This window comes from Flavobacterium sp. (assembly GCF_044361065.1).
Lineage (GTDB): Bacteria > Bacteroidota > Bacteroidia > Flavobacteriales > Flavobacteriaceae > Flavobacterium.
In genome coordinates this window covers 1-4,112 of the sequence record NZ_JBIKJI010000168.1, presented here as the reverse complement: position 1 = coordinate 4,112, position 4,112 = coordinate 1, and the positions used below count along the sequence as shown (strand labels likewise).

Sequence of the window (4,112 nt, the reverse complement as noted above, 5' to 3'; positions counted from 1 at the left end):
TAAAGCACTTTACAAAGAATGGTAAAACAATCTACATAAATGCTCATCCAAGTTCAGCAAGTGGAAGACGCTCGGCAGTATATCCAGAAAAACACGGATGGTCTGGACACGTTATGCCACCATTAAAGTCAGACATTGAGGGCGGTAAAGCATTCGCAAATAAAGCAGACGATTTTTTAGTAGTTCACAGGTTAACACAACACCCAGATTTATGGAACTACACAATGGTTGAAGTAGTAAAGATTAAAGACACAGATACTGGAGGGAAGCCAACGCTATTAAACGAACCAATGATGATGGACTACAATTTTGGCTTAGGTTTCAAAGTTCGTGGTAAAGATGTGATAAAAAGATTAACTTTGCCAAGTACAAAAGCAATACAACCGAATAATTCATTTGATAATTTACCATTTTAAATAATAAAATATGAAAATTTTAAACTTATACGCTTGTTTAGGCGGAAACAGATACAAGTGGGATGAAGTAGCAATACAAGCAGGTATCGAAATAGAAGTAACCGCAGTAGAATTAGATGAGATTGCTGCTAAATTATATCAAGAAAGATTCCCAAATGATAAAGTAATAGTTGCAGATGCGCACCAATACTTGTTAGACCATTTTAAAGAGTTTGATTTTATATGGAGTTCGCCACCTTGTCCGAGTCATAGTAGAGCAAGGTATTGGAATAGCTCAAACTATGAAACAACAACACAACCAATATATGCTGATTTAAAATTATATGAAGAAATTTTGTTTTTACAACATTATTATAAAAGTGGAAAATTTGTAGTTGAAAATGTAATACCATACTATGAACCATTAATTCAAGCACAAAAAAGAGGTAGACATTTATATTGGACAAACTTTATTTTACCTAATGAAGTAAATGACAGAGGTTTTAAAATATCACAAGAAAAAAATGAGTTAGAATCTTTGTGTAAATTTCACGATTATGATTTTAAAAAATACAATGGCAGTCAATCAATTGTAAAAATGGCACGTAACCTGGTAGATTATGAAGCAGGAAAGACTATATTTGAAACTGCATTAAATATAGTAAACAAAAGTAACACAAATCAAATGGAATTATTTTGAAACAGATAGCAATCATAGAAGCATCAATAACTTTTGAATCGTTAACGCAGTCTTTACAGATTTCAATAGACGACATTAAAAAAAAGAACGCACATCGTACAGATTTAATTGAATCTATGCAAAAACATTTTGATTTTCTGCAAGACGCACGAACTACTTTTAACATTTTAGTAGACGAAAACAAACAATATCAAACATTACTATATGCAGAACATAAAAAAGTAATGGAGTTGACAAGAGAAGTAGAGCAGTTGAAAAAGATAAACGAAAATTTAACGAATGGAATATGAAGACTTGTGGAAAATGTAAAGAATCAAAAGATTTAATTGATTTTAGTAAAGACAAAAGAACTTTAGATGGATTATTTTATGCTTGTAAAAAATGCAAAAACGAAATAAGTAAAAAACATTATTTAAATAATAGAGAAGCAATAAATGAAAGGCATAAATTATATAATATAAAAAATAAAGAAAAAATTAAAGAATACCATAATAATAGAAAACAAGAAAAAAGTATATATTCTAAAAATTATAATATCTTAAATAAAGATAAGTTAAAAGAATATCATAAAAAATATAGATTAGAGAATAAAGATAAAAAAAGAGAATACTTTAAAATTTATTATAAACAAAAAAGAAAAGAAGATTCAATGTTTAAATTTAAATGCAATGTAAGAAATATTGTATATAGAAGTTTTAAAAAAACAAATTCAAAGTTTAGTAAAACATTAAAAAGTGAAGAAATACTTGGATGTAATTTTTTAGAGTTTAAAGATTATATTAAATCACAATTTACAAAAGGTATGACTTTAGAAAATTATGGAGAATGGCATCTTGACCACATTGTACCAATAGCAACTGCAAAAACAGAAGAAGATGTAATAAGATTAAATCACTATACAAACTTTCAACCATTATGGGCAGAAGATAATCAAATGAAAGGTGCTAAAATAATTACAAAACAATTAAATTTATTATGAAAAATATTTTTGAAAAGAAATGCAAAGAGTGTAGCACTATTTTTATACCATATAGGAGTACAGATTCTTTGTGTTACGTATGCACTAAAACACGTCAAGCAATAAAGAACCTTGAAAAGATAAAGAAAGTGCGTAAGAAAGCGTTAAAAGATAGTATTATGACGTTACAAGACTACTTTAAGATAGCTCAACAACACTTCAACCGATATATTAACTTAAGAGATAAGGGAAAAGTATGTATATCTTGCCAAAAAAGAATAAACGGAGTAACACACGCATCGCATTACTATTCTGCTGGTACGCATACCAACGTCAGATTTGACGAAAACAACGTTCATTCAAGTTGCTACAAGTGTAATGTACAATTATCTGGAAATCTAATTGAATACGGAATACACTTAGAAAACAAGATAGGAGCGGATGAATTTACTATGTTACGTGAACGTGCTTACATAACAAGAAAGTACACAAAAGACGAGTTAAAAGAACTTGCAGAATATTATAAAAGAAAATGTAAGGAATTAAATTAAATTATTATATTTGAAATAAATAGTCAGGTGGCGGAATTGGTAGACGCCGTTTATTGGTTAAACTCCGATACATCTAACATATGGTGCTTATAGAAGATAGATATTTTTCCGAAATGCTAAATATCATACAGGTTCGAGTCCTGTCCTGACTACTTTTTTATACCATAATTGATATAATTTATTAACAAAGTATTGATTTTATACCTTATATAGTATAACTTATTAACAAAATGTTTCGTCTATAATACAATATTTTATATTTGCAAATATGGAAGTACTATTTTTAATTTCTTTTTCGTGGTGGTTTGCTAATTTTGAGCCATTACAACGTCAATTTGATAGGTTATTTTTACAGATTGAGGTCAATAAATACACCGATGCGATATATTCCGCAGTTAGTTGTATGAAGTGCTTATCTTTTTGGTTTGCACTTTTTTATTTTCAAGACTTTTTTATGGCTTGTTTTGTTTCATTAATCGGATACACTACTCAACTATGTTTACAGAAACTGAAATAGAACTAATCGAAAAGTTGCGAGATGCTGACCCAATTATAAAGTCAGCGAAAACAAGTTGCATAAAACTATCTGTTATTCGTATTCGAGTAACTGGAGAGAAAGAGAAAGAATGCTTTTGCAGTCAAGTAAGACGCAGAATTTGGATAAAAGACTTTTACAATTGGTATGATAGCATTACTAAATAACTATATTACCAAAAACTACGATGAAATAAATCGTTATACAAGGTATTTTGTCAGCAGATTAAATTCACAACTTGACATTGATACGATTATAAACAACGCTTACATCAAAGCAAGTGAATCTAAATACCAGTACAAAGAAGAACACGAAGCAAAGGCAATGTTTTTGCATTTAATCAAATGTGAGTTATTATGGCAGTCAGATTCAAAGAAAGAGATAATAAATTCAGTTGAGAACGAATATATACCAGATTCAATTGACGATTCACTTGAAGACGAAATTAAGTTTAGTGACAGATTAGAGATATTAGAAAATTATAGAGGACAAATAACCGATAAAATTAAGCTGATATTCTTTGAGACGTATTACGATAAGCAGATTTCTACTGGTCGCACGATTGCTAAGCATTTTGGAATCAGTCACACATCAGCACATTTTATGATTAACGAGATGCTGGAATCAATAAAACATTTTGAAAAGTACGGACAATATAAATAAAAACGATATGAAAGTTAAAGAAGAATACAAAGGCAAAGTAATAACTATTAACGATGGAATTTTGGGTATGATTAAAATAGACTTAAACACTATAAAACCAATGCAACAAAGAAGACTTATTGCTTTAGGTTACACGCATTTATTTGAAGACGAAAAGGTCGAATCGCACGAACCAGAATTTAAACCAACTTCACAAGAGGTAATAGATGCAATTACTGAAATTATTGAAGCACCAGTAAAGAAAACAACACGTAAAAAGAAAGTACAATGAGATACTTTATTATACACTATTCACGTTCAATGTACGAAA

At 29.3% G+C, this 4,112-nt stretch carries 7 protein-coding genes and 1 tRNA gene; all 8 read left to right on the top strand.

Translation table 11 applies throughout. The features are described 5' to 3' along the window. A partial coding sequence (locus ACIQ11_RS09235) for a hypothetical protein (RefSeq protein ID WP_396154339.1) occupies positions 1-416 on the top strand: 416 nt, incomplete at its 5' end. A 10-nt stretch (positions 417-426) separates the two neighbouring features. Beyond that, positions 427-1,095: a DNA cytosine methyltransferase gene (locus tag ACIQ11_RS09230; protein ID WP_396154338.1), complete on the top strand. Its 669-nt coding sequence runs from the start codon at positions 427-429 to the stop codon at positions 1,093-1,095. Continuing rightward, the gene (locus tag ACIQ11_RS09225) at positions 1,092-1,385 is read left to right on the top strand and encodes a hypothetical protein (protein ID WP_396154337.1); all 294 of its coding nucleotides are present in this window, start codon (positions 1,092-1,094) and stop codon (positions 1,383-1,385) included. The genes ACIQ11_RS09230 and ACIQ11_RS09225 overlap by 4 nt, the downstream gene beginning before the upstream one ends. Beyond that, positions 1,382-2,074, top strand: a complete 693-nt coding sequence (locus ACIQ11_RS09220; RefSeq protein WP_396154336.1) for a hypothetical protein — start codon at positions 1,382-1,384, stop codon at positions 2,072-2,074. Before ACIQ11_RS09225 ends, ACIQ11_RS09220 begins: the two co-directional genes overlap by 4 nt. Then, positions 2,071-2,604, top strand: a complete 534-nt coding sequence (locus ACIQ11_RS09215) for a recombination protein NinG (RefSeq protein WP_396154335.1) — start codon at positions 2,071-2,073, stop codon at positions 2,602-2,604. The genes ACIQ11_RS09220 and ACIQ11_RS09215 overlap by 4 nt, the downstream gene beginning before the upstream one ends. A gap of 21 nt (positions 2,605-2,625) precedes the next feature. Beyond that, positions 2,626-2,756 (top strand) — tRNA-OTHER (locus tag ACIQ11_RS09210). 530 nt (positions 2,757-3,286) lie between these two features. After that, entirely contained in the window at positions 3,287-3,802 is a 516-nt protein-coding gene (locus tag ACIQ11_RS09205) for a hypothetical protein (RefSeq protein ID WP_396154334.1), read from the top strand. Positions 3,803-3,809: 7 nt separating this feature from the next. Beyond that, the gene (locus tag ACIQ11_RS09200; protein WP_396154333.1) at positions 3,810-4,073 is read left to right on the top strand and encodes a hypothetical protein; all 264 of its coding nucleotides are present in this window, start codon (positions 3,810-3,812) and stop codon (positions 4,071-4,073) included. Positions 4,074-4,112: the final 39 nt, after the last annotated feature.

Bases quoted from the DNA above. Each gene is read 5' to 3' on its own strand.
- ACIQ11_RS09230 (WP_396154338.1), top strand. From the start codon at position 427: ATGAAAATTTTAAACTTATACGCTTGTTTAGGCGGAAACAGATACAAG.
- ACIQ11_RS09220 (WP_396154336.1), top strand. From the start codon at position 1,382: ATGAAGACTTGTGGAAAATGTAAAGAATCAAAAGATTTAATTGATTTT.
- ACIQ11_RS09215 (WP_396154335.1), top strand. From the start codon at position 2,071: ATGAAAAATATTTTTGAAAAGAAATGCAAAGAGTGTAGCACTATTTTT.
- ACIQ11_RS09205 (WP_396154334.1), top strand. From the start codon at position 3,287: ATGATAGCATTACTAAATAACTATATTACCAAAAACTACGATGAAATA.
- ACIQ11_RS09200 (WP_396154333.1), top strand. From the start codon at position 3,810: ATGAAAGTTAAAGAAGAATACAAAGGCAAAGTAATAACTATTAACGAT.